19 protein-coding genes and 3 pseudogenes are annotated in these 20,340 nt (G+C 71.3%); 13 read left to right on the top strand and 9 right to left on the bottom strand.

What is annotated here, in order from left to right:
* The first annotated feature begins 336 nt into the window (after positions 1–336).
* Positions 337–1,560, top strand: a complete 1,224-nt coding sequence (locus AC08OT_RS09215; RefSeq protein WP_476592480.1) for a TAXI family TRAP transporter solute-binding subunit — start codon at positions 337–339, stop codon at positions 1,558–1,560.
* 154 nt (positions 1,561–1,714) lie between these two features.
* Entirely contained in the window at positions 1,715–2,908 is a 1,194-nt protein-coding gene (locus tag AC08OT_RS09210; RefSeq protein WP_476592479.1) for a thiolase family protein, read from the top strand.
* Positions 2,909–2,962: 54 nt separating this feature from the next.
* On the opposite strand, the gene AC08OT_RS09205 is transcribed toward AC08OT_RS09210, so the two are convergent.
* Positions 2,963–3,517, bottom strand: a complete 555-nt coding sequence (locus tag AC08OT_RS09205; protein ID WP_462188258.1) for a DUF4232 domain-containing protein — start codon at positions 3,515–3,517, stop codon at positions 2,963–2,965.
* Positions 3,518–3,985: 468 nt separating this feature from the next.
* On the opposite strand from AC08OT_RS09205, the gene AC08OT_RS09200 reads away from it, so the two are divergent.
* Together AC08OT_RS09200 and AC08OT_RS09195 are read left to right on the top strand one after the other, a co-directional pair.
* Positions 3,986–5,434: a hemolysin family protein gene (locus AC08OT_RS09200; protein WP_476595535.1), complete on the top strand. Its 1,449-nt coding sequence runs from the start codon at positions 3,986–3,988 to the stop codon at positions 5,432–5,434.
* Positions 5,431–6,498, top strand: coding sequence for a hemolysin family protein (locus AC08OT_RS09195; protein WP_462188263.1), 1,068 nt, complete (start codon positions 5,431–5,433; stop codon positions 6,496–6,498). Before AC08OT_RS09200 ends, AC08OT_RS09195 begins: the two co-directional genes overlap by 4 nt.
* A gap of 86 nt (positions 6,499–6,584) precedes the next feature.
* Here the strand turns inward: AC08OT_RS09195 and AC08OT_RS09190 are convergent, their stop codons facing one another.
* Positions 6,585–7,403: a class I SAM-dependent methyltransferase gene (locus tag AC08OT_RS09190; RefSeq protein ID WP_476592477.1), complete on the bottom strand. Its 819-nt coding sequence runs from the start codon at positions 7,401–7,403 to the stop codon at positions 6,585–6,587.
* A gap of 312 nt (positions 7,404–7,715) precedes the next feature.
* Between AC08OT_RS09190 and AC08OT_RS09185 the strand changes: the two are divergent.
* Positions 7,716–8,372 (top strand): annotated as a pseudogene (locus tag AC08OT_RS09185) (serine/threonine-protein kinase); the annotation flags it as partial.
* Between the two features lie 174 nt (positions 8,373–8,546).
* Here the strand turns inward: AC08OT_RS09185 and AC08OT_RS09180 are convergent.
* Positions 8,547–8,966, bottom strand: a complete 420-nt coding sequence (locus AC08OT_RS09180) for a hypothetical protein (protein WP_476595542.1) — start codon at positions 8,964–8,966, stop codon at positions 8,547–8,549.
* Here AC08OT_RS09180 and AC08OT_RS09175 point away from each other — a divergent pair.
* Together AC08OT_RS09175 and AC08OT_RS09170 are read left to right on the top strand one after the other, a co-directional pair.
* A pseudogene (locus AC08OT_RS09175) lies at positions 8,905–9,573 on the top strand (WD40 repeat domain-containing protein); the annotation flags it as partial. The gene AC08OT_RS09180 and the pseudogene AC08OT_RS09175 overlap by 62 nt on opposite strands.
* An 82-nt stretch (positions 9,574–9,655) precedes the next feature.
* Positions 9,656–10,141 carry a WD40 repeat domain-containing protein gene (locus tag AC08OT_RS09170; protein WP_476592476.1) on the top strand — a complete coding sequence of 162 codons (486 nt, stop codon included), beginning with the start codon at positions 9,656–9,658 and terminating at the stop codon, positions 10,139–10,141.
* Positions 10,142–10,504: 363 nt separating this feature from the next.
* Here the strand turns inward: AC08OT_RS09170 and AC08OT_RS09165 are convergent, their stop codons facing one another.
* From AC08OT_RS09165 to AC08OT_RS09155, 3 genes are read right to left on the bottom strand one after another with little or no spacing between them, the layout of a single operon-like run.
* Positions 10,505–11,857, bottom strand: coding sequence for a substrate-binding domain-containing protein (locus AC08OT_RS09165; protein WP_476597129.1), 1,353 nt, complete (start codon positions 11,855–11,857; stop codon positions 10,505–10,507).
* Positions 11,854–12,216, bottom strand: coding sequence for a hypothetical protein (locus AC08OT_RS09160; protein WP_476602715.1), 363 nt, complete (start codon positions 12,214–12,216; stop codon positions 11,854–11,856). Before AC08OT_RS09160 ends, AC08OT_RS09165 begins: the two co-directional genes overlap by 4 nt.
* Positions 12,182–12,832 (bottom strand): Hsp70 family protein, encoded by a 651-nt coding sequence (locus AC08OT_RS09155; RefSeq protein ID WP_476592473.1) that lies wholly within the window; start codon positions 12,830–12,832, stop codon positions 12,182–12,184. Before AC08OT_RS09155 ends, AC08OT_RS09160 begins: the two co-directional genes overlap by 35 nt.
* Positions 12,833–12,924: 92 nt before the next feature.
* Here AC08OT_RS09155 and AC08OT_RS09150 point away from each other — a divergent pair, with 92 nt between their 5' ends.
* A complete protein-coding gene (locus AC08OT_RS09150) occupies positions 12,925–14,034 on the top strand; it encodes a molybdopterin-dependent oxidoreductase (protein WP_476602714.1) in 1,110 nt (369 codons plus the stop codon).
* Positions 14,031–14,516 carry a hypothetical protein gene (locus AC08OT_RS09145; protein ID WP_462187437.1) on the top strand — a complete coding sequence of 162 codons (486 nt, stop codon included), beginning with the start codon at positions 14,031–14,033 and terminating at the stop codon, positions 14,514–14,516. The genes AC08OT_RS09150 and AC08OT_RS09145 overlap by 4 nt, the downstream gene beginning before the upstream one ends.
* On the opposite strand, the gene AC08OT_RS09140 is transcribed toward AC08OT_RS09145, so the two are convergent.
* From AC08OT_RS09140 to AC08OT_RS09130, 3 genes are read right to left on the bottom strand one after another with little or no spacing between them, the layout of a single operon-like run.
* Positions 14,449–15,165, bottom strand: a complete 717-nt coding sequence (locus AC08OT_RS09140; RefSeq protein ID WP_476592471.1) for a methyltransferase domain-containing protein — start codon at positions 15,163–15,165, stop codon at positions 14,449–14,451. The genes AC08OT_RS09145 and AC08OT_RS09140 overlap by 68 nt on opposite strands.
* Positions 15,159–15,851 carry a TIGR04282 family arsenosugar biosynthesis glycosyltransferase gene (locus AC08OT_RS09135; RefSeq protein WP_476592470.1) on the bottom strand — a complete coding sequence of 231 codons (693 nt, stop codon included), beginning with the start codon at positions 15,849–15,851 and terminating at the stop codon, positions 15,159–15,161. Before AC08OT_RS09135 ends, AC08OT_RS09140 begins: the two co-directional genes overlap by 7 nt.
* Positions 15,848–16,528, bottom strand: a complete 681-nt coding sequence (locus AC08OT_RS09130) for a glycosyltransferase family 2 protein (protein WP_476592469.1) — start codon at positions 16,526–16,528, stop codon at positions 15,848–15,850. Before AC08OT_RS09130 ends, AC08OT_RS09135 begins: the two co-directional genes overlap by 4 nt.
* 182 nt (positions 16,529–16,710) lie before the next feature.
* Between AC08OT_RS09130 and AC08OT_RS09125 the strand changes: the two genes are divergently transcribed.
* The 4 genes and pseudogenes from AC08OT_RS09125 (at position 16,711) to AC08OT_RS09110 (ending at position 19,841) form a co-directional block, all read left to right on the top strand.
* Entirely contained in the window at positions 16,711–17,478 is a 768-nt protein-coding gene (locus tag AC08OT_RS09125; RefSeq protein ID WP_476592468.1) for a response regulator, read from the top strand.
* A 70-nt stretch (positions 17,479–17,548) separates the two neighbouring features.
* Complete coding sequence (locus AC08OT_RS09120) at positions 17,549–18,688, top strand: sensor histidine kinase (protein WP_476592467.1); 1,140 nt, start codon at positions 17,549–17,551, stop codon at positions 18,686–18,688.
* A gap of 108 nt (positions 18,689–18,796) precedes the next feature.
* Positions 18,797–19,150: pseudogene (locus tag AC08OT_RS09115) on the top strand (NAD-dependent epimerase/dehydratase family protein); the annotation flags it as partial.
* Between the two features lie 160 nt (positions 19,151–19,310).
* A complete protein-coding gene (locus AC08OT_RS09110; RefSeq protein WP_476592466.1) occupies positions 19,311–19,841 on the top strand; it encodes an NAD-dependent epimerase/dehydratase family protein in 531 nt (176 codons plus the stop codon).
* Positions 19,842–20,340: the final 499 nt, after the last annotated feature.

The raw sequence follows: 20,340 nt of genomic DNA, 5'->3' as shown, positions 1-20,340 counted from the left end.
TACGGCCGCACGTGGGCGGTCGTGGCCGAGGTACTGGGCGCGGTGACGCTCTCGGCCATCTTCACCATCGGCATGCGCCTATCCCGCCCAGCACCACCGACCGATCCGGCGCACCCGGCCCCGGCTGCGATCATAGAGTCTGATACTTAAAGTAAATCTGCCATTACTCCGCAGCCCTCGGGGATCAGGTACAAGAGCAAGAATCGGCCATTCTCGGCCCAAGGCGCTCTGCGCGGCATGGTCGGCATGCGACGATCCGGTGGCGGACAGGTGCCCTGGAGCTTGCCCCACGCAAGGCCCGATATCAGCGTCCCACGGATCGAGGAGTCGCCGCGAATGTCCGATACCCGGTCGCGGCTGGGATGGCATCCCACCGCCATCGCCGTCCTAGTGATCCTGACCACCATCGTCCTCGCCTTCATCGGCCAGGTCCTCGGCAAAGGCGGCCGTGGCCAGACTCTCGTGAACACGCCCTCAACGCGGTCGGCGGCACCGACACAGATGCCGCTCGATCCCCCGATGAAGAAGAGGCTGCGTTCGACCACGTGCACGACCGTGCGGATCATCGCCGGCCAGCCCCGCACCTCCTACTCGCAGTACGCGAGCACACTCGCGAAGCTCATCAATGATCCGGCGCTGAACGGCGGCAACGGGTGGCGCTCCTCTCCCGATTCGGACACGAACGGGACGTCCCAGAACCTCAAGAATCTCGGAGTTCCGGAGAACCAGCACTGCACTCTCGCGCTGGCCCAGCTCAATGTGGTGGTGGACGCTCAAAACGGCCGAGGCGACTTCACCGACGAGGCCGTCGAGGGCCTACGCCTCGTCGGCCAGATCTACTACGACGTTCTCCAGCTCATCGTCCCGACCAACTCCAGCATTCATAGCGCGGACGATCTGTGCGGCAAGACGGTCGAAAGCGGAGTGCTCGACTCGGGCACCCACCAGATCGCCTCCGTGCTGTTCCGTCAGATCACCCGGGTAAAAGGAGCGGGCTGCGTCATCCGTCCGGTGACCGGGAACCGGATAGCCGAGGCTCTCCAGAAACTTCATCCCACCGGTGCGGATCACGCCGACGCGGTCCTGTGGGCGGCGGGCGCTCCCACGATGGCGGTCCAGGAATACAACGACAGCTACCAGAAGATCAGATTCGTGCCACTCGACGACTGGCAATCGGCGATCCAGCGGGACTGGTACTCCCAGTACCTCGATGTCGGAGCCAACGTCTTCACAAGGGCCGCTATCGAGCCGGGTGACTACAACATCATCCCGTCCCAGCCGACACAGACCCTCGCAGTGCCGAACGGCATCGTCGCCAGCAAGTACGCCGACGCCGCGCTCGTCGAGTTCGCCGCCCGGATGATGGGTGAACACTCCGCCGAGTTCAAGGCCACCCTGTGGACCACCCATCAGGCGCAGGCGCGCCGCCTCGATTTCGCGACTCCCGGCTCCTTCATCGCGACCAACATCTGCCGGTACGTCCCGCTACATCCGGTAGCGGAGAGATGCTATACACATGCGCTCGGTTATCCGACGGGATGCCCGGCCCCGACCCCCTGACCTCCGGTTCACTTGTTGACCCATCAAGAGGGTGGCCCGTAGCGTCGATCCAGGCAAGCGTCAGGCAACGGGTAGGCGACACGGGCAGGGCAACGGTCGATCCGCCGTCATTGTGATGATTGTGACGTGTGATGGTTGTGACGAGGGAGAGCCCATGGAGAACGCAGTCATCGTCGATGGGGTACGCACGGCGTCGGGACGGGGCAAGCCGGGTGGGGCGCTGTCCGAAACCCATCCGGTGGAGCTGCTGGCCACCGTGCTGAAGGCACTGATCGCCCGCAACGACCTTGATCCGGCGCTGGTTGACGACGTCATCGCCGGGTGTGTCGACCAGGCCGGCGAGCAGGCCGTCAACATCGGGCGCACCGCGGTGCTGGCGGCCGGGTTCCCCGAGTCGGTGCCGGCCACCACGATCGACCGCCAGTGCGGGTCGAGCCAGCAGGCCGCCCATTTCGTCGCGCAGGGGGTGCTCGCCGGCGCCTACGACATCGTCATCGCCGCCGGGGTGGAGTCGATGAGCCGGGTGCCGATGGGCTCCACCACCCTCGGCAAGGACCCCAACGGCCCGAGCCTGCACGCCCGCTACCCGGAGGGCCTGGCCCACCAGGGCATCGGCGCGGAGCTCGTCAGCGCTCGATGGAAGATCAACCGGGAGGACCTGGACATCTTCTCCGCGCGGTCGCACCAGCTCGCGGCGGCCTCCGCCGCGGCGGGGGACTTCACCGGGGAGATCGTCCCGGTCGAGATCACCCTTCCGGACGGCACGACAGCCCAGCACACCGTGGACGAGACGGTCCGAGCGACCACGACCGTTGAGACGCTGGCGAAGCTCAAGCCGTCCTTCTACACCGAGGCGTACGCTGCCCGCTTCCCGGAAATCACCTGGAACATCACCCCGGGTAACTCCTCCCCGCTGACCGACGGCGCCTCGGCCGTCCTGATCATGAGCGAGACCAGGGCGAACGAGCTCGGCCTGCGGCCACGGGCCCGGTTCCACACGTTCGCGCTCGCCGGGGATGACCCGTTGCTCATGCTGACCGCGCCGATCCCGGCGACCCGCAAGGCGCTCAAGCGCGCCGGTCTGAGCATCGACGACATCGACACCTTCGAGGTCAACGAGGCGTTCGCGCCCGTGCCGCTCATGTGGGCCCGGGACACCGGTGCCGACCCGGCGAAGCTCAACCCGCGCGGGGGCGCCATCGCGCTGGGCCACCCACTGGGTGGATCGGGCACCCGCCTGCTCACCACGATGCTCAACTACCTGGAGGCCACCGGCGGCCGTTACGGCCTGCAGACGATGTGCGAGGGCGGCGGCCTGGCCAACGCCACCATCATCGAACGGCTCTGACCTCCACCGGCCGATCCACCGGCATCGCCCTGGGCACCGTGGGAGCCGGCCCGGTCACGCCGTGAACGCGGCCACGGTGAGCTGCCGCACGGCGGGATCCCGGCATGCCCGCGTGTCCGGGCCGGTCAGCCGCAGCGCCTCGGTGTTCCCCGGCGGGTACACGCGCAGCACGGCGACCGGCGCGGTCCCCGAGGGAGGTGTGCAGCCTTCCGCCACGCCGAGATGCAGGATGCGCAGGACCGCCGTCGCGGCGCCCCCGGGCACGAGCCGCACCGGCGCGCCCACCGGCCCCGTGTGCTCCGCCGCCGCGCCCACCTGCCGGCCGGCCGCGTCCACGAACGACACGCCAGGGAATCCGCGTACCACGCAGGGGCTGTGACCGATGTTGGTCAGGACCAGCCGTTCGTAGTCGCTGCCCGCGGTTCCCTGGCGGTCGATGCTGCTCAGAGCGAGTTGAGCGGTCCGGCACCGGGCCGCCACCGGCGTCGCCGGAGCCGCCACCGCGGTGCCCCCGCCGCCGCCCGGGCCCGGGCCGCATCCGGCGACGAGGATCGCCGTCGCGGCCAGGGCGAGTACCACCGGAAAAACCCTCCCATGAGACCTGTGCATGACGACCTCCTCGTCGCGCGGCGAGCCGGCGAGCCGGCAAGCCACCCGGTAATGTCACCCAATCCCTTCCCGCTGCTACCTTCCGTGACACCGTCGGGGATCCGTCATATCGGGCTCCAGGGCTCTTGTTCTCATCGGCGCGTCCGGTTCCTCACCATCGCGTCCGGCCCACGCCCGCCGATCGACCGTTCTCCAGTACCGGGCCGGCCGGGCCACGACACCGGACCGGCTGGCCGGCCGGCCCACACAGTGATCTTCTACTGAGGCCCACTCAGGGTCTGGACCGTGCGCCGACCAGAGGTCATCGTGAAACGAACGGGCTATGAAGCGCGTTGTTGCCGCGTGACGGGGTAGGCCCGCGGGCCGGGTCGCCCCGCACCGACCGGAAGGGATCATGAAAGTCTCCGAAGATGCCGGGTGTAGTTCCGGCCGACCCACGCGCGAGGAAGCGCCCGCGGGGGTCGACCGATGATCGAGGCGCTTCTGTTGGTACTCAGCCTGGTGCTCGTGGCCGCCTGCGGCGTTTTCGTCGCGGCCGAGTTCGCTTTCGTCACGGTGGACCGGCCCTCGGTGGAGCGGGCCGCCGAGCGCGATGATCGGGGCGCCCGCGGGGTACTCACCGCACTGCGCGGTCTGTCCACCCAGCTGTCCGGCGCCCAGCTCGGGATCACCATCACCAACCTGGCGATCGGTTTTCTGGCGGAGCCCGCCATCGCAGGGCTGCTCGAGGGGCCGATCACCTCGCTCGGCGCCCCGGACGGGCTCGCCCGGGCGGCGTCGGTGGCGATCGCCCTGGTCCTCGCGACGGGCCTGACGATGGTGTACGGCGAGCTGATCCCGAAGAACCTGGCGATCGCCCATCCCCTCGGCACCGCGTTGGCGGTGCAGGCTCCCCAGCGTGCCTTCACGAAGGCCACCGGCCCGCTGATCCGCTCGCTGAACACCACGGCGAACGCGCTGCTGCACCGCCTCGGCATCTCGCCACGCGAGGAGCTGGCCTCGGCCCGTTCGGCTCAGGAGCTGTTCTCCCTCGTCGGGCGGTCTGCCGAGCACGGCACCCTCTCCCACGAGACGGCGACGCTGGTGCAGCGCTCCCTGCTGTTCGGTGACCGGACCGCCGAGGACGTCATGACACCCCGGATGCGCATGCGCACCGTCCATGCCGACGAACCGGTCAGTGAGGTTATCACCCTCACCCGGCGCACCGGGCACTCCCGCTTCCCGGTACTCGGCACGGACAGCGACGACGTCGTGGGCCTCATCCATGTGAAGAACGCGGTCGCCGTCCCCGAGGACGCCCGGGACGATACCCCGGTACGCGACGTGATGGTCCCGCCGGTGACCGTGCCCTCGACGATCCTGCTCGACCCCTTGCTGGAGACACTGCGTGCCGGCGGCATGCAGATGGCGATCGTGGTCGACGAGTTCGGCGGCACCGACGGACTGGTCACCGCCGAGGACCTCATCGAGGAGATCGTCGGCGACGTTGTCGACGAACACGATCGGGTCAGCCCGCGCGCCCTGCGCCGACGGGACGGCAGCTGGCTGCTCTCCGGCCTGCTGCGCCCGGAGGAGGCCCGCAACGTCACGGGGATCGACATCCCCGCGGACGACACCTACCAGACCCTGGGCGGTCTGATGGCCCGGGCACTGGGACGCATCCCCGGGGCGGGCGACACGGCGGCCGTGGAGGGCGTGCGGTACACCGTCGAGCGGATGGACGGCCGGCGGGTCGATCGGATCCGCCTGGATCCGATCGCGCCGACGGGCGCCACGCCGGAGAGGGCTACGGACCCGCCGGTCGCGGACCCCGCGGATCGCCGACCCGGCACAGGCCCGGCAGGCCCGGCCGCTGAGGAGGCCGAGGAGGCTGAGGATGCCGAGACCGCCTCGGTCGGAAGGGCGGGGTGGGGATGACCGACCTGCTGGCGATCGTCGCCACCGTCGTCCTGCTGGCGCTGAACGCGCTGTTCGTCGGAGCCGAGTTCGCGCTGATCTCGGCCCGGCGGTCGAGCTTGGAGCCGATGGCCGAGGCGGGCTCGCGGCTGGCGAAGATCACCCTTGGGGCGATGGAGAACGTCTCGCTGATGCTCGCCGGGGCGCAGCTCGGCATCACCGTCTGCACCCTGGGCCTCGGCGCTCTCGGGGAACCGGCGGTCGCGCATCTGCTCCGCGGACCGTTCGAGGCGGCCGGGATGCCCTCCGCCCTGCTGCACCCGGTGGCCTTCGCCATCGCGCTGGGCCTGGTGACCTTCCTGCACGTGGTCGTCGGCGAGATGGTCCCGAAGAACATCGCGCTGGCGATGCCGGAGCGTGCGGTCCTGCTGCTCGCCCCACTCCTGGTCGGAGTCGTCCGCTGCGGCAAACCGGTCATCGCGCTGCTCAACACGATCGCGGCCGTGTCGTTGCGGCTCGTCGGCGTCGAACCGAAGGACGAGATCGCGAGCGTCTTCACCCGCGACGAGGTCGCCGGACTCATCGAGGAGTCGCATCGGGAGGGTCTGCTCGCCGAGGATGAACACGACCTGCTGACCGGGGCGCTGTCGTTCGAGGAACGCACCGCGCGTGCCGTCCTGCTCCCGCCGGACGGGCTGGTCACCGTGTCCCCGGCGGTCACTCCCCGGCAGGTCGAACAGCTCGCCGCGCGCACCGGATTCACCCGCTTCCCGGTGCGGGACCCCGAGGGCGGACTGATCGGCTACCTGCACCTCAAGGACGTGCTGGAGACCCGGCCGGAGCGGCGGTCCAGCCCGGTCGCGGCCAAGTGGACCCGGCCGCTAGCCCGAGTCGGCGCCGACGACAACCTGCGGACGGCGCTGGCGACGATGCAGCACTCCGGCGCGCATCTGGCCAGGGTCACCGACGCCGACGGTACGGTCCTCGGGCTCGTCGCGCTGGAGGACATCCTGGAGGAGCTGGTCGGGGAGATCCGCGACGACGCCGTTCGCACGGTCGTGATCCCCACCCACCAGCCCGCCTGAACCGTCCGGTCCCGTATCTCCCGGTTACCTTGCCTATCCAGAGGCTTCGGTGTCCGATTTATCCCTCTGGATAGGCAAGGTGGGGATCAGCGGCGGGGTTCCCGGGCGACGATGACCGCCATCGACCGCGCCCACCAGTAGCTGCAGTCCGCCGGCGGCTGCAGGCCGTCGACGACACGCACGCTGAAGGTGCGGAAGTGGCGGAGCAGGGCCCGCTGATGCCGCCGGGACACCGAGTCGATCTCGTTCGAGTAGTAGGTGAACGAACCGCCGTCGGCCAGGTGGTCGGCGGCGTGCGCGAAGAAGTGCTCGGCGAAGGTGGGGCTGCGCACGAAATACTCGTCGACCTCGGTCTCGTCGAGGGGATAGGTGTCAAAGAGAATGCCGTCAAACCGGCCGAGGCCGGGTATGGCCTCCTGCCAACGCTCGGTGATGATCTCCACTCCGCGGCGCCCCGCGGGGCGGGCCCACTGCTCGGCGACGCGCACCGTGGCCGGGTTCGCCTCGATGATCGTGTGCCGGGCCGGGCCGATCTCCTGGACGAACCCGGCGGACAGGCCCAGGCCGAACCCGACCTCGAGGACGGTACCGCCCGGCTGGGTCACCTCGGCGGCCAGCGCCCGCATCAACGGCGCCTCCCAGGTCTGCATCACCTCCTGGCCGGAGACGAGCAGCGTGCCCTCGACCACCGCGGGGACCGCCGCGTCGATGGCTGTGTCGATCGTCGGACGAGGCGCCCCGGCCACCATCGTGCCGGCCGTCTCGTCCAGCGCGCTGAGATCGGCGACGAACTCGTCGAGGGCCCGGTCGAGCAGCAACCGCCGTGGCTCCTCGGAGACCGGGGCGAGCAGGGACCGCGAGGTCGGGGTCAGTGTCACGTCGAACTTTGCCGCGCGGCGGAGCACAGGGCCTCCCAGATCATGCATCTTTGCCGGTATTGCGCTATATTCCGTCCATACTGGTTCTGTCCATACTGCGATCTTCTATCCTTTACTGCGATACTTTGCCTGTGCGCCCGCGCCGGTCCAGGCATCCGCCGTATCTGAGAAGGTCGCCGGTCTCGGCGTACCTTGGGAGCGGGGCAGGGCGTGCGTGGCCGTTGTCCCACTACGGGAGTGGGACACGGTGACGGGGGCGACGCCGTGCGCCCGCTCCAGCTGACCGATCCGCGGCGGCTCGGGGTCTACCAGGTGATCGGCCGGCTCGGGCAGGGCGGCATGGGCACCGTCTTCCTCGGCCGGACACCCGACGGAAGCGCCGTCGCGATCAAGATGATCAGGCCGGAGCTCGCGCAACGGCCCGAATTCCGCGCCCGGTTCGCCCGCGAGGCCGAGAGTGCCCGCCGGGTTCGGCGGTTCACCACGGCCGCCGTGCTGGACGCAGATCCATACGGGCCCCAGCCCTATCTCGTGACCGAGTTCGTCGAGGGTCCGACGCTGTCGAGGCGCGTCTCCGTGCGGGGGCCGCTGCGGCCCGCCGATCTCGAACAGCTCGCAGTCAGCGTGACGACCGCCCTGAGCGCCATCCACGCGGCCGGGATCGTGCACCGCGACCTCACCCCCGGCAACGTCCTGCTGTCCCCGGTCGGCCCCAAGGTGATCGACTTCGGTCTGGCCCGCGAGCTCAACGCGGACACCGACCTAAGCCACAACGTCCGGCATGCCATCGGTACGCCCGGTTACATGTCCCAGGAGCAGATCCTCGACGCACCGATCACCTCGGCGGTCGACGTCTTCGCCTGGGGCGCCGTCATGATCTTCGCCGCCACCGGGCACGCGCCGTTCGGCACCGGTCGCATCGACGCCATTCTTTACCGCATCGTCAACGAGCCACCGCGGCTCGACGGAGTTGGCGGCGAGCTGCGCAACCTCGTCGAGATCGCGATGGCGAAGGACCCGGCGGCCCGGCCGAGCGCGGAGGAGCTGCGGACAGCGCTGATCGGCGGGGGTAGCCTCCCCGCGCGCCCGGAGCCCGGCACCAGACCGCCCGGACCGCCCGGCACCGCGCAGCCCATCGGACGTGCCCGCCGCTGGGCCCGGCGCCGGCCATCAGGCGCCAAGGGGCCGGCGCCCAGGCCCGGAGCCGCCCGGCAGCACGGGCGGCACGGGCAGCACCGCCGCGAACGTGGCGGACATGCCCGTCACCCAGCTGTCCCCGCCGCCTGTCGCCTCGCCGCCGCCGATTCCAGCCCGGACCCCGCCGCCGATACCGGCCCGGACCCCGCCGCCGCGTGGACAGCCCGGGTCGGTACCCCCGCGTCCAGCAGGAACCCCGCACCCGCCGGCACTCAGTCCATCACCGGCCCCGTCGCCACCGGCCCCGTCCAGGCGGCGGCGGTCGCGGACGGCACTGCTCGTCACCGGACTCGTCACCGGACTCGCCATCGCGATCGCCGCCGCGGCAGTGATGATCATTGTGCCGCGCGGCGGTGGCCCGTCGCCGGTTTCGGCGGCCGACCGCGCGTCCATCTCGTCACGCCTGGCCGCGGACACGGCGGCCCAGCGGGCCCGGCAACCGGGCCTGGCCTCCCGGCTGAGCCTCGCGGCCTACCGGATCGCCCCGACGGAGGCCGCGTGCGCGGCCGTCCTCGCGTCCTTCGCCCAGTCCACCGCCGCGCGGATCCCCGCCGGTCCCGCGGCCTTCTCCGACATCGTGCTCAGCCCGGACAGCACGACCCTCGCCGGCACCGACGACACCGGCCGCCTCCACCGCTGGAAGGTCGACGCTGCCGGCCGACCCACCGCCACCGCCGGGGGTTCCGCGAACGACCATGCGCACGGCGTCGTGTTCGACCGCTCGGGCACCCGACTCGCGACGGGTGGGGAGACCGACGCCGGCCGGCTCTGGGACATCGCCGATCCGGCGCGCCCCCGGCCGCTCAGCACGCTCGACCCCCAGGCCACGCCGGTCCATCGGCTCGCGTTGTCGAGCAGCGCGCATCTGCTCGTCACCGCCGGCGAGGACTGGTCGGTGGGGCTGTGGGACGTCGCCGATCCGGGGCGGCCCGTCTCGATACAGCTGCTGATCGGCCGCGCGGGGCCGGTGACGGACGTGGCGCTGCGGCCGGACGGCGCCGTCCTCGCCATCGCCGGCGCCAGCGGCACCGTGCAGCTGTGGAACGTCCGCGGCCCCCGCAGACCCGTCCAGATGGTCTCTGGTGCCCGGCCACACCGGCGCGGTGAACACCGTCGCGTTCAGCCCGGACGGACGGCGGCTGGCCACCGGCGGCGACGACCGGATCCTGCAGGTCTCCAACGTCGGCGATCCCGACCATCCGCGGGTCCTGCGCCGGCTGTCCGGCCACACCGCCCCCGTCGCCGCCGTCGCCTTCACTACCGACGATCATCTGGTGAGTGCGGACGGCGGTGGCGCGGTCGCCTACTGGGACCTCTCCGCCCCCACACCCGCGATGACCCCCCTGGGCATCCTGGACGCACCCGCCCGGGCGGTGGCCGGGACCGGCACCGAGACCGGCACCAAGACCGTCGCGCTGACCACCGACAAGGGGTCGGTCCTCCTCAGGACGCTCGACCCGGCCAGGCTGCGCCGGCTGGCCTGCGCCAAGCCGGGCGCGGCCCTGAGCCCGGCCGAATGGAGCCGGCTCATTCCTCGCCTCCCCTACACCGACTCCTGCTCCGGTTAAGGCCCGCTCCCCGGCTCCGCCGAACGCACCCCTACCAGAGAAACGCACTCCCAGCAGGGCGCTCGCCCGAACTAATGTTCGGGCGAGTCGAACGTCTGTCGATGGCAGCGTACGGCACGTGACAGGGCCGAGCTGCTCCCCGAGCTAGCCAAGTCCCTCACCGCCGTCGGCGTTGACTCCCGCATAACAGCGGCCCCGTATCACCCCCTTGGGGAGGATCGCGGATCGGTGTGTCGACCCCCGTCGCCCGATCGGCACGATCGGCACCGTCATCAGACAGTCGACGACCGCGCGACAACGCGACAGGTCTAGCGCCATCCGCGTCTGCCCAACCTGTCCGCCGAGCCCCACGAGACCGGCTGGCTAGGCCGGCATGGGTCCCACGCCGGTCGTCAGGCTCTCGAGCTTGGCGACGTTCTCCCCGACCGTGTCGTCGTTGCGGGGGATGTAGTGCGCGTCGAAGGCGATCTTCCGGCCGTTTTCCAGATAGTAGCGCAGGAAGGCGGCGGTCGCCGGCCGGCGCAGGGCGTCCGTGCGGGCGTAGACGAACAGCGGCTTGCACAGCGGCAGGTAGACGCCGGTGCCGACCGGCACGGCGTTCGGCGCCACGCACCCGTCACCATTGTTGATTTCGACGCCGCGCAGCTTGGTGCCGAAGGTCTCGTAGGTGGGGAAGTCGAGGTAGCCGATGGCCGAGCGGTCGGCGGCCACGTCGTTGGCGACCCCGCTGAGATCGGCCTGCCGGTAGTCGCGGGACCGGTCGCTGGCGTTACTGATCGTGGCGTTGAACACCTGCGCCTGCACGGAGCCGCGCGGCGGCCCGACAAACGTGATCGGCTCGTCCGGGAAGGACGGGTCGATCTGACTCCACCGGGTGACGGCGGAACCGGCCCCCCACACCTGCTTGACTTGCCGCAGGGTCAGACAGTGCAGCCAGGTGTTCTGCGGGTTGACCACGATCGGCAGGGTGTGGTGCGCCACCTCGAACCCGACGACCTTCTTCTCGCAGTCGGGGTTCTTGACGAATCCGGGATTGAGTTCGAACGAGGCGCCGGCGATGTCGGCCTTGCCGCTGCACAGCGCGGCGAAACCGTCCTCGGTCGTCGTGGGCTTGATGCTGACGGTGACGTTGCGTTGCACCTGACGGAACTCGTTGTAGGCGGTCTCGGTAATCGGGGCGACCTCCGGGGATCCCGCCACCCGGACGAGGTTCACGGCGGAGGCGGGTGGCCCGGTCGGGCCGGTGGCGGATGGGGCCGGCGACGCGGTGACCACCGGGGCGGCCACCGCGTCCGCCCCGGAGTCCGCCCCGGAGTCACGGCCGGTCAGCACCACGGCGAAGGTCGCCCCGAGGGCCAAGAAGAGGACCACGACAATGGCGGCGACGACCGTGGCCCGCCGGGACCCGAAGATTCCCCGGCTGTCCCCGGCGGAGGCACCGTGCGGGCCGCCCGCACCGCCCGTCGAGAGGTCCGAGGGCAGGTCGAGCTTTCCCGGCGGCCCGAGCAGAACGTGGTCCCGATCGGCGCCCACCGGCATGAGGCCGGGCGGGATCCGGTGACCGGGCGTGTCGGACGGGCCCGGGCCGTCGGCGGCGATCCCCGGCGGTGGGGGATCCGCCGCGCCACCCGAGGAGATCACCGTGTCGTCCCCGGCGCCCGAGCCGTGCAGCGCGGAGCCGTCCGGGCCGCTGAGCACCGTCGCCGCGACCGTCACGCCGTCCGCCTCCGGCACTCCTCGGACCCCGGCCGGACCCACTGTGCCCGCGAACCCCCTCGGCCCGGACAGCCCCCCGGCCCGGACAGGAAGGGCGGCCGCGAGACCAGGTCCGCGGCGTCCGGCGGCCGGATCACCGCGGTGACGTCGGAGGGCTCCTGGGCGGAAGGTTCCTCGGCGTCACCGGCATCGCCCGACGCGCCGGAACCGCCGGCGGCCACCGCCCCGACGGCTCCGAAGGCTCCGGGCACACCCGGAACACCGACCGCGCCGAGAACACCCGGAACACCGGGTGCACTCCCGGCACCGACGGCGCCGAACCGGTCAGCGAGGTCGGCGGCGAGCAGCGCCGCGCCCATCGCCACATCCGCGTCCGAACCGTGGTCGATCCGGCCGATCCCGCTGAAGGTCTCCCGCAGCCGGCGGGCCACCAACGGAAGGTGGGAGATCCCGCCGGACAACAGGATCCGGGACAGCTCGGCGGGAGGTCACCGGCACCGAGCGGAGCGCCCGGCGGAAGGTCATGATCGTGTCATCGACGATCGGGCCGATGAGGGTCTCCAGCTCCGCCCGGCTCAGCGTGACGAAGGTATCGACTCCGGGAAGGGAGACCGGAACGTCGACCTCGTCCTCACCGGAAAGGATCTCCTTCGCCTGCGCGCACTCCCGCCGCAGCCTGCCGAGCGCGGTCCGGATCATCGGGTCGGAACGGTCAAGCGCCGCACGCTCGACACTCGCGCCGGTCAGCACCCGGTCGACCAGGAGCTCGTCGAGCTCGAGGCCGGCGCCGTGGCGCAGACCCGCGGCTAAGCCGAGCAGCTGGAACCCGAACGGCGAGAAGGACAGGATCCCCGTGTCGAGGAAGCCGGCGCCGAAGTCGTACCATCCGAGTTCCGTAATGCCGGTACTCGGTCGCGAGTGGTCCCGGCGGCCTACCGTGCATTCGTGCGACAATTGCCTCGCCAGTTGCCTCATCTGCTGACCGAAAAGCTGCCGGAACCACCCCCGCTCCTGCGGCGCGGCCCCTGCGCGAAAACGTATTCCCCAGTCGGCTGCACGATCCACGGATGGCGGCTCTCCTCGGCCTCTGGCTCGGGATCGCCTTCGGAACATGCTTTCTGACCGGGCTGGTGTCGCATTTCATGCAGCATCCGCCGTCCTGGCTGGAATGGCCTTCCCGACCCGTCTGGCTGTACCGGGTGACCCAGGGCCTGCACGTGACCACCGGACTCGCGAGCGTCCCACTGCTGCTGGCGAAGCTGTGGACGGTGTATCCGCTGTTGTGGGAATGGCCCCCGATCCGTTCCGTCGCCCATGCGGTGGAGCGGATAACGATCGTGCCGTTGATCGCAGGGGCGATCTTCCAGCTCAGCACGGGCATCGCGAACATCGCGCAGTGGTACCGGTTCCACTTCTTCTTCACCGTGACCCATTACTGGGTCGCCTGGATCACAATCGGCGCGCTGGTCCTCCACATCGTCGCGAAGTTCACCGTCGTCCAGGCGAACGTGGGCCGTCGCCGCCATGAGCGCGCGCCCCTGAACGGCGCCGCCACCACCATGACCGGCGCCGCCCCGGGGACGGGCAGTCTGACGCGGCGCGGCCTCGGCCTCGCGACGGGGACCGCCGCCGGGGTAATCGTGGCGACGACCGCTGGCCAGTCGGTCCCGGGCCTGGCCCGGCTGGACCTGCTCGCGCCGCGGCGGCCCGACATCGGCCCGCAGGGGCTCCCGGTGAACCGCACGGCGCGAGCCGCGCGGGTCACCTCCCTCGCCCGTGACCCCGGGTACCGGCTGGAGGTGGTCGGTCCGCGCCGGATGGTGTACACCATCGAGGAGCTGTACGCGCTGCGTCGGTACAGCTCGAAGCTGCCGATCACCTGCGTCGAGGGATGGGCCGCGGACGCCACCTGGCACGGGCCGCGGCTGCGGGATCTGCTGGACGCCGCCATGATCCCCGCCGACGCGACGGTCCGGGTCGAGTCCCTCGAGGCCCGCGGGGGCTACCGGGCAAGCGACGTCAGCCCCTCGCACGCCCGGGACTCGTTGACCCTGCTCGCGACCGGGGTGAACGGCGCCGGCCTCGACCTCGACCACGGTTATCCGGCCCGGCTCATCGCGCCGAACCGGCCCGGGGTCCTCCAGACGAAATGGGTACATCGGGTGGTGATGGTATGAACGCCGTCGTACTGCGCGGTGTCGCGGTGGCGGCCGGGCTGGCCGCAATCGGTTACGGAGTCGACGGCGTGCTCACCCACCAGCAGGCCACCCGGCCGCCGAACACCGTGGTCTGGCTGATCGGCGGGGTCCTGGTCCATGACGCGTTGCTCGTGCCCGCGACGATGCTCGTCGGCTTCCTGCTCACCCGGTTGGTCCCACCGCCCTACCGGTCCGTCGCACAGGGCGCACTGCTGGTGAGTGCGGCGGTCGCCCTGTCGTCGCTCCCGCTGTGGCGTGGCTACGGTGGGGACCCTGGGAACCCGACGGTGAACCCGCTGCCGTACGGACGCAACCTCGCGCTCGTTCTCGGAGTGGTCTGGGCCGGCGCGGCGGCCCTTATGGTGAGTCGGGCGGTCCGCGCCCGGCGGGGAATCATCCGGTCGGGAGACGCCGGCGCAGCGCGGCGAAGTGCCGGCCGGCGCTGCACCAGGTCCGGGTGATTAGCAGTCCGGCGTCCGGCGCGAGGCCGGTCAGGTCGTCCCCGTCCACCAGGCACCAGGAGAAGGGCCGCGACACCCGGCCGGTCGCGGCCTCCAGCCGGACCCGCATCGGGCCGGTCTGGGTGCCCGGCGGTTCGAGTTCGATGAGCACCCGGCCGGAGGGGGCGAGGAGTTCCCCGGCCCGGCGCAACAACCGGATCGGGTCGCCGCCGATGCCGATGTTCCCGTCGGCGAGCAGCAGCGCGGCCCATCGTCCCTCGGCAGGTACCCGGCCGAACACGTCCCGCCGTAGCGCCGGCGCACCGGCCCGCCGGGTCAGGTGCACCGCGAACGGCGCGACGTCGATGCCGAGGGCCGGCACCCCGCGGGCCGCGAGCGCAGCCGCGAGCCGGCCGGGCCCGCAGCCGACGTCGAGGGTCGGGCCGCCGCAGTGACGCAACAACGACAGATCCCCCGGGGACAGCGCCCCGGTGGAGCAGGTGCGCGGGGTCGACGCCGCCGGGGGCAGAGTGCCACGCCAGCGGTTCACCGGCAGTGGGTCGCGTCGCCCGTCGGGACGGCGCATCCACAGCTGTCCACCGGCGGAACGCAGTCCCGCCTCGTAGACGGTCGTCGGTCCCCACCGGCCGTCGGGGACGCCGGTCAACACGCGGTGGCCCGGCCGGCGGCGATGCGATCCCCTTGCGTGGCGCGCAGCGCCGCGGCGAAGCGCCCACCGGGCACGAGCCGGGCGACCGCGTCGGCGTCGGCCATGGTGTCGACGTCACGCACCGTCGGCAGGGTTGTGACCGTCAGGCCGGCTTCGGACAGGCGGGCCCGTTGCCGTGCGCCGGTGTCCGGGCGCGAGGTCGGCACGCCACGGAAAAGATCGCCGTCGGGGGTGGTCAGGCCGCGTGCCCACCATCCCCCGTCCGCGGCGGGACCGAACACCGCGTCGGTCGCATGCAGCGCGTGGCAGGCGGAGGCGAGCAGGGCGGCGGTCACCTGGGGGGTGTCCATCCCGATGAGCAAGGTCGGCTCGCTGCCGGCGTCGAAGGCTGCGGCGAGCCTGACGTCGAACGGCCCCGACACCTGCGGCATCACTTCGATCGCGATTCGTCCGGCCGGGATTCGTCCGAACGAGGTCTCCAGCCACGGGCCGACCGCGCCGTCGAGGACGAGGACCGGGCACAGTGCGTCGAACCCGGGCAGGCGGGTCAGCTCCTCAACCGCGGCCAGCGTGTCCGCGAGCGCGGCCGCCGCGACGGCCGCCGCCTGGTCCGGGCGCAGGGGCGGCGTGAGGCGGGTCTTGACCCGACCGGGTACCGGCTCCTTCGCCATCACGAGCAGCCTCACCGGAGGCTCGCCAACAGGGCGGACATGTCCCGGGCCGTCCGGGCGGCGCCGAGCGGTGTCCCGGTCACCTTGGAGCGCCCGACCCGAGGGGTGTAGGCCACGTCGGTCTCGATGATCCGCCAACCGGCCTGGGCTGCCCGCAGCAGCAGTTCCAGCGGATAGCCGAACCGGCGGTCGGCCACGGGCAGTCGGAGCAGGTCCTCCCGGCGGGCCACCCGCATCGGGCCCAGATCATGGACGGGAACGCCGCGCCGGCGCAGCCGCCCGGCGACCACCGCGTTCCCGAATCGGGCGTGCGGCGGCCAGGCCCGCATCGAGGTCGGGCGACGGCGGCCAAGAACCAGATCGGCCCGGCCGGCCAGCAACTGCGCGACGAGACCGGGAAGCTCGGCGGGATCGAGGGAGGCGTCCGCGTCGCACACGCCGACCATGTCGGCGTCCGCGGCGAGCAGCCCGGCGTGCACGGCGGCGCCGTAGCCGCGCTCAGGCACGTCGACGACAACCGCCCCGCGTTCCAGCGTCACCTGGCGGGAACCGTCGCGCGATCCGTTGTCCGCGACGATCGGCCGGTAGCCGACGGGCATCCGATTCAACACCCAGGGTAGCGCCCCGGCCTCGTCCAGGCAGGGCAGGACGACGTCGACGGAGGCCCCGATCCCACTACGTTGCGTGAACATGATCGGGACTGTAGTGCCGCCCGCGCGTGATCAACCCTTACGGAACAAGGAATGCCCGGGTCCCGTCCGGCGGCTCGGCACGGACACGACGACGAGCATGACGAGCATGACGAGCATTACGAAGCGGAGACATCCGAGCCGATCATGGTCAAGACGGCCGTCGCCTTACCTATCGTGGCCGGGTGGCCCGTGTGCTCATCGTCGACGACGACGCCCTCGTCTCCGAGGTCGTCGACCGCTACCTGCGCAACGCCGGCTTCGACGTCGACCGCACCGCGGACGGGTCCACGGCCCTGCGGGTGGCCGAGACGACCCCACCGGACCTCGTCGTCCTCGACCTGATGCTGCCCGGTCTCGATGGCATCGAGGTGTTCCGCCGGCTCCGGGCGCACCGACCGGTACCAGTGATCATGCTGACCGCACGTGCCGACGAGTCGGATCGCATCACCGGTCTGGAGATCGGCGCCGACGACTACGTGACCAAGCCGTTCTCGCCGCGGGAGCTGACCCTGCGCGTGCAGTCGGTGCTGCGGCGGGCGAACGAAGCGGCGCCGGGCGCGGAGGCCGGCGTCCTGCGGGCCGGCCCCCTCGTCGTCGACGCAGCCGCGCGGACCGCCACCCGGCACGGGGTGCCGCTCGGGCTGACGGTGCGCGAGTTCGATCTGCTGGCCTTCCTGCTGCGCCGGCCCGGCCGCGCCTTCACCCGGGGCGAGCTGCTCGAACAGGTGTGGGGATGGAGCTATGGCGACCCCTCGACGGTCACCGTGCACATCCGCCGACTGCGGGAGAAGATCGAGGATGATCCGACCGCTCCCCGGATGCTTGTCACAGTGTGGGGAGTCGGGTACCGCTACGATCCCGGCAGCCCGCGCCCCGACAGCACCCCGCGCCCCGACAGCACCCCCACCGGACAGGTGGCGGCACCGGACGAGGGACGACACCGAGGATGAGACCCGAGGCGGTGCGGCGGGACGACGACCTCACGGGCGGGCGGCGAGCGAGAGCGAGAGCGAGGCCCCAATGAACGCCGACCTGGAGGTCATGGGGATCGCGCTCGGCTGTTCGACAGCGGCCGCGCTCACCGGCCTGCCGTTGCTGCGGGCGCTCCGGAAGCGGCTGTTGTGGGCGACAGTCGCGTCACTGAGCGTAATACCGGTCGTCGCGGTGACGGCGGGGGTCGCCGGCACGGCGCAGGCAATGTTCCTCTCCGATCACGACCTGCGGGTCGTGCTCATCGTGGTCGCCGTGTCGGCGGTGGTGGCGTCGGCATCCGCGGTGCGCCTGGGTGGCCCGGTCGTGGCGGCGATCGGGACGCTGACCCGAGCGACGGCGGCCCTGGGCGAGCCGGGCTATCGCGGCGCCGGCCATGTTCCGACCGCCGAGCTCAGCGCGCTGGCGACGGCACTGGACGCGACCCATGTCCGCCTGGTCGAGGCGCGGGAACGGGAACGGGCCCTGGAGGCGAGCCGCCGCGAGCTGGTGGCCTGGATCAGTCATGACCTGAGAACCCCGCTCGCGGGAATCCGGGCGACGGCCGAGGCCCTGCAGGACGGCCTGGTCACGGACGCCGAGACGACGGCCCGCTACCACCGGCTGATGCTCGCCGACGCCGAGCGGCTGACCGGCATGGTCGACTACCTGTTCGAACTGGCCCGGCTGCAGGCCGGTGCGCTGCGGCTGAGCCTGGAGAAGGTGCGCGTCGCCGATGTCGTCTCGGACGCGATCGCCGCGGTGGACCCGATCGCGCGGGCCAAGGGAGTCGTCGTCAGCGGGCGGGCCGATCACGCCGGGTACGTCGACGCCGACGCGGCCGAGGTGGGGTGCGTGCTGACCAATCTCCTCGTCAACGCCATCAGGCACACCCCCGACGGCGGAACGGTGGAGATCACCGCTACCGCGGACGCCGACCGGGCGGTCTTCGCCGTGGCGGACCGGTGCGGCGGCATCCCGCAGGAGGAGCTGCCCCGCGTGTTCGACCTCGGATTCCGGGGCGAGTCGGCCCGGACCCCCGGCGGTGACGACCACCCGCACCAGCCACGGATGCGGTCGGGGATCGGCCTCGCGATCGTCTGCGGCATCGTCGAGGCGCACGGGGGCGACGTCACCGTGCACAACCATCGGGAGGGCTGCCGCTTCGTCGTCGCGCTCCCCACGTCCTGACGTCCGGACGCCGCCCGGGGTTACGACGGCGCCGACACAGGGGCCGGGCCGGAGACGTTCCGCGGTTCGTAAGATCCGGCGCGTCCCGGCACCGCTAGCGTCGGCGTCATGCGGGTTCTCGTCACCGGTGGCGCCGGTTTCATCGGTTCTCACGTTGTCGACGCGCTGGTCGCGGCGGGCGGCGAGGCCAGGATCCTCGACGCCCTGCTTCCGGCGGTGCACCGGACGAAGCCCCGGGTCAACAACGCCGCCGAGATGATCGTTGGGGACGTGACCGATCGGGGCCAGGTCGCCGAAGCACTGAGCGGGATCGACGTCGTATGCCACCAGGCCGCCATGGTGGGTCTGGGTGCCGATCTGGACGACCTTCCGGCGTATGCCACGAACAACGATCTCGGCACCGCGGTCCTGCTCGCGGCGATGGCCCGCGCCGGAGTGGGGCGACTGGTCCTGGCGAGCTCCATGGTGGTCTACGGCGAGGGTGGTTACCGCTGCCCGACGGACGGACCGGTGCGGCCCCGGACCACGGCAGGCCGCCGACCTGGACGCGGGCCGTTTCGAGCCGCCGTGCCCACGGTGCCACCGGCCGCTCTCGCCCATCGTGGTCCACGAGGACGCCCCCTTGGACCCCCGCAACGCGTATGCGGCGACCAAGGTCGCCCAGGAGCATCTCGCGGCGGCATGGGCGGCGGAAACCGGCGGGACCGTCGTGGCACTGCGTTACCACAACGTCTACGGTCCGCGGATGCCCCGGGACACCCCTTACGCCGGCGTCGCGTCGATCTTCCGCAGTGCGCTGGAATACGGGCGGGCCCCGCGGGTCTTCGAGGACGGCCGGCAGCTGAGGGATTTCGTGCACGTCCACGACGTTGCGCAGGCCAACCTGCTGGCATCCCAGCAGCCGCAGGCACCCGGCCGGCTGGTTCCCCTCAACATCGGCTCCGGTGATCCCCACACCGTCGGGGACATGGCGGACGCGCTGGCTCGTGCCTTCGGCGGTCCGAAGCCCGTCGTGACCGGTACCTCCCGGGTCGGCGACGTCCGCCACATCGCCGCGTCCTCGGTTCGAGCAGGCGATCTTCTCGGCTACCGGCCGCGGGTCGACTTCGCCGGGGGGATGCGGGCCTTCGCCCATGATCTGCTGCGAGACTAAGGTTCTCCCCGGATCCGCGATCCTCCCTGGCCCGCTCGGGGCAGACCCACGAAGGACTAATCCCCGTCGGCCACCTTCATGAGATCGAAGATGCATCCGCCGAACATGCTGCCCGTGAAAACTGCCCGTGAACGTGCAGGACTCGAACGTCATGTCAAAGAACGAGCACCGAATGAAGGTGCAGGTGGTGAAAGCAGTATCCGAATAGACTGATGTGCTAAACCGGACCTCCAGAAGGTGCGCTCAGTCAAATCCACCACACGAAGAAAACATGATCATAGCTCTGGCCAGACAGATCCCCGCCGTCGGGGCCCAGGGACCGGGTGGTCGCCCGCGTCCGCGGGGCCGGTTCGCCGTATTTCCGTTCGGCCAGGCGCCGCAGCCTTCCGGCCAGACACGATCTTCAGTGCCCACCTCACGGTTGCCCCCGAACTGGGCGCACCACTCGACGAGGTATCAATCGCCCACGAATTGTGTTGCATGCCACATGCCTCAATGC

Source organism: Frankia sp. CgJB1, from assembly GCF_977947065.1.
Note: the sequence above shows the minus strand (reverse complement) of the source record. Positions and strands in the feature narration are given on the sequence as shown.

Excerpts from the sequence above, each read along its gene's own strand:
- AC08OT_RS09150 (WP_476602714.1), top strand. The coding sequence starts at position 12,925 with ATGGCGGCTCTCCTCGGCCTCTGGCTCGGGATCGCCTTCGGAACATGC.
- AC08OT_RS09195 (WP_462188263.1), top strand. The coding sequence starts at position 5,431 with ATGACCGACCTGCTGGCGATCGTCGCCACCGTCGTCCTGCTGGCGCTG.
- AC08OT_RS09145 (WP_462187437.1), top strand. The coding sequence starts at position 14,031 with ATGAACGCCGTCGTACTGCGCGGTGTCGCGGTGGCGGCCGGGCTGGCC.
- AC08OT_RS09130 (WP_476592469.1), bottom strand. The coding sequence starts at position 16,528 with ATGTTCACGCAACGTAGTGGGATCGGGGCCTCCGTCGACGTCGTCCTG.
- AC08OT_RS09200 (WP_476595535.1), top strand. The coding sequence starts at position 3,986 with ATGATCGAGGCGCTTCTGTTGGTACTCAGCCTGGTGCTCGTGGCCGCC.
- AC08OT_RS09155 (WP_476592473.1), bottom strand. The coding sequence starts at position 12,832 with ATGAGGCAACTGGCGAGGCAATTGTCGCACGAATGCACGGTAGGCCGC.
- AC08OT_RS09205 (WP_462188258.1), bottom strand. The coding sequence starts at position 3,517 with ATGCACAGGTCTCATGGGAGGGTTTTTCCGGTGGTACTCGCCCTGGCC.
- AC08OT_RS09120 (WP_476592467.1), top strand. The coding sequence starts at position 17,549 with ATGAACGCCGACCTGGAGGTCATGGGGATCGCGCTCGGCTGTTCGACA.
- AC08OT_RS09210 (WP_476592479.1), top strand. The coding sequence starts at position 1,715 with ATGGAGAACGCAGTCATCGTCGATGGGGTACGCACGGCGTCGGGACGG.
- AC08OT_RS09160 (WP_476602715.1), bottom strand. The coding sequence starts at position 12,216 with ATGGGCGCGGCGCTGCTCGCCGCCGACCTCGCTGACCGGTTCGGCGCC.
- AC08OT_RS09180 (WP_476595542.1), bottom strand. The coding sequence starts at position 8,966 with ATGGACGCGCGGTCGGCCGCCGAAACCGGCGACGGGCCACCGCCGCGC.
- AC08OT_RS09215 (WP_476592480.1), top strand. The coding sequence starts at position 337 with ATGTCCGATACCCGGTCGCGGCTGGGATGGCATCCCACCGCCATCGCC.